Source organism: Haemophilus parahaemolyticus, assembly GCF_018373095.1.
Classification (GTDB): domain Bacteria; phylum Pseudomonadota; class Gammaproteobacteria; order Enterobacterales; family Pasteurellaceae; genus Haemophilus_A; species Haemophilus_A parahaemolyticus_A.
In genome coordinates this window covers 1-2,806 of record NZ_JAHAHT010000144.1, presented here as the reverse complement: position 1 = coordinate 2,806, position 2,806 = coordinate 1, and the positions used below count along the sequence as shown (strand labels likewise).

The window sequence follows — 2,806 nt, the reverse complement described above, 5'->3', positions numbered from 1 at the left end:
AATGTTCCACTATCAACGCAAATGGTTTGATGCGGGCAAGCAGTATCGAACCCGCAACATTTTGAAAAGTCGACAAATTGGGGCGACTTATTTTTTCGCTCACGAAGCCTTGGTCGATGCACTGACCACGCAACGTAATCAAATTTTTATTTCAGCCAGTAAGAAGCAGGCGTTACAGTTCCGTGCTTATATTGTGGAATATGCGAAACGTACTGCCGATGTGGACTTAAAAGGCGAAACCATTACTTTGCCGAATGGTGCACAACTGATTTTCTTAGGCACGAACTCTAAAACCGCTCAATCCTACCACGGCAATTTGTACTTTGACGAAATTTTTTGGGTGAATAACTTTGAAGAAGTGCGAAAAGTCGCTGCTGGTATGGCTTCTCAGAAACAGTATCGTATCACTTATTTTTCTACCCCCTCAAGCATTGCTCATTCAGCCTATAAATTATGGTCTGGCAAATTGTTTAATCGAGGCAGACCAAAAGCAGAGCAGGTAGAAATTGATATTTCTCACGCCAATTTGAAAGCTGGCAAGCTGTGTGATGATGGACAGTGGCGACAGATTGTAAATATTGAAGATGCAGAAAAGGGCGGATGTAATCTGTTCGATATTCAGCAACTCAGAATGGAAAATAGCCCCGATGAGTTCAATCAGCTCTTTATGTGTGAGTTTATTGATGATAATCAGTCGGTATTCAAATTCACGATGATGCAGCGTTGCTGTGTGGACACAATGGAGCAATGGAAAGATTACAACTTTGCCCTCGGCTATGCTCGCCCCTTTGGCAATCGTGATGTATGGCTAGGCTACGATCCGTCTTATTCGGGCGACCGTTCCGCCTTAGTGGTGATTGCACCGCCTAAAGTGGACGGTGGCAAATTCCGCTTGTTGGAATATCAGACCTTCAAAGGTGGGGATTTTCAGGCACAAGCACAGGCAATTTTGACGATGTGTAGCCGCTATAACGTGACTCGCATTGCGATTGATAACACAGGCTTGGGCGTTGGGGTGTCGGAAATTGTAACCAAATCTCGGCCCGATGCGATGTTGTTGCAATATACGGCAGAGCTAAAAAGTAAGATGGTGTTGAAAGGGCTTGATGTCATCGGCAAAGGGCGGTTTGAGTTTGATTATGCTCACGCGGTTGAGGTGGGTTCTAGCTTTATGGCAATCAAAAAACAACTGACTAATTCGCAACGTCAAATTACTTATGTTGCCGACCGTTCAGAAGAAGCCTCGCACGCTGACCTTGCGTGGGCGTGTTTGCAAGTGTTACTTAATGAGCCGTTTGACGGTAAACTTTCAGAACAAACAGGAACGATTGAATTTTATGACTAAACGTAAATTATCAAAGAAAAATGACCGCTTGCAAGTGGTGGAAAATGAACAAAATGCTGCAGGTGTTGAAGCCTTTAGCTTTGGCGAACCTGTGCCGATGTTAGACCGTGCCGAAATTCTGAATTATTTGTCGGTGCAAGTGATGTATGAGAAATGGTATTCTCCGCCGATTTCGTGGTCGGGCTTGGCGAAATCGTTTCGTGCCTCGGTGCATCACGAATCAGCAATCGGGGCGAAAGTCAATGTCATGGCAAGTATTTTGGATATGCCGAAAATGAGCCACGTTGACAAAGTGCGGTTATTACAGGATTTCTTTGTCTTCGGCAATGCCTATATTCGCAAGATTACAAATCGCTTTGGTGCGGTGATTCGCCTTGAAGTACCACTGGCGAAATATGTGCGAAAAGGCGTGCAGCCCGATTCGTTTTGGTATATCCGCGAAGGGATGGTTGATGAGTTTGAATTTCCGAAAGGAGAAATTTTCCATTTGTTCGAGCCTGATATTAATCAAGATGTGTACGGCTTGCCGAGTTATCTTTCTGCGCTTCAATCGGCTTGGTTAAATGAGAGTGCCACGCTGTTTCGCCGTAAGTATTATTTGAACGGTGCACACGCAGGTTTTGTGTTTTATATGACCGATGCTGCACAAAAGCAGGAAGATATTGATAATTTGCGTGAGCAGTTGAAAAAATCAAAAGGCGTGGGGAATTTTAAGAACCTATTTGTTCACGCCCCGAATGGCAAAAAGGACGGCATTCAGATAATCCCGATCTCTGATGTGGCTGCTAAAGATGAGTTCTTCAATATCAAAAACGTAAGCCGTGATGATGTGTTGGCTGCACACCGTGTACCGCCTCAGTTGATAAGTATTGTGCCAAATAATACAGGTGGTTTTGGTAACGTGAAAGATGCGGCGGAGGTGTTTTACTTTGTGGAGATTGACTCGTTGCAGTCATATTTTGCTCAGTTGAACCAATGGCTCGGTGAAGATGTGGTTAAATTCAAACCGTTTAAGTTGCTGAATGCCGATCCAAATCATACGTTATAACAACATCATTTTACGCCCTCATTCGTGAGGGCTTTTTTGTTATCTGAATTTTTTGTTATCTGAATTTTTTGTTATCTGAAATTTCAGGCAGTGAAAAGTATTTCACCTTTACCCTGCCGCGTGCGCTCGTATCCTCGCCACGCCCGCGCACTAAATGTGTGGATTTGTACGCAAATTGCGAACTGCACTCAAACCTTGCCAGATATACCGCCTTTTAGATCTTTGATCGTAGATCTTATTACGCAAAATTACGCACTAAAACGCATTTTTTCGCTCACTTCTCGCATCGTATAAATCGACATATAACGGGTACGGACTTTCATCTTCACATATTTTCGCCCCTTAAAGCGAACCAACATCTGCGGTTTCTGATTATTTGCCACCTCCTCGCCCGTCGCATTATGAATAAACGG

Annotated in this window: 2 protein-coding genes; both read left to right on the top strand. The window is 43.9% G+C overall.

Annotated elements, in window-relative coordinates:
- Positions 1 to 1,345 (top strand): terminase large subunit domain-containing protein (locus KH943_RS09775; RefSeq protein WP_304110399.1); only part of this gene is annotated, 1,345 nt, incomplete at its 5' end.
- Positions 1,338 to 2,393 carry a phage portal protein gene (locus KH943_RS09770; RefSeq protein WP_304110398.1) on the top strand — a complete coding sequence of 352 codons (1,056 nt, stop codon included), beginning with the start codon at positions 1,338 to 1,340 and terminating at the stop codon, positions 2,391 to 2,393. The genes KH943_RS09775 and KH943_RS09770, both read left to right, overlap by 8 nt.
- Positions 2,394 to 2,806: the final 413 nt, after the last annotated feature.